The 328-nt window shown below is 68.0% G+C and carries 1 protein-coding gene; it reads right to left on the bottom strand.

Features of this window, described 5'->3' with window-relative positions; all coding sequences use genetic code 11:
* The coding region (locus AAH979_RS43215) for a condensation domain-containing protein (RefSeq protein WP_346263909.1) at positions 1-328 on the bottom strand (328 nt) is incomplete at both ends.

Here is a 328-nt window from a genome sequence, read left to right as displayed (position 1 = left end):
CAGCATGACCTGGAAGAGCGGGTGCCGCGCCAGGGACCGTATCGGGTTGAGCACCTCCACCAGCCGCTCGAACGGCAGATCCTGGTACCCGTACGCCGCCAGGTCAGCCTCACGCACCCGACCCAGCAACTCCCGGAACGACGGATCCCCACCCGTGTCCGTACGCAACACCACCGTGTTGACGAAGAACCCCACCAACTCGTCGAGCGCGTCGTCGGACCGCCCCGCCACCGGCGTACCGATCGGCACATCCGACCCCGCACCCAACCGGGTCAGCAACGCCGCCAACGCCGCCTGCACCACCATGAACACACTCGTCCCCGTCGAC

The sequence above is a fragment of the Plantactinospora sp. ZYX-F-223 genome, from assembly GCF_039649625.1.
GTDB lineage: Bacteria > Actinomycetota > Actinomycetes > Mycobacteriales > Micromonosporaceae > Plantactinospora.
The sequence above is the reverse complement of the archived record's forward strand: the minus strand, read 5'-3'. Positions and strand labels throughout refer to the sequence as shown.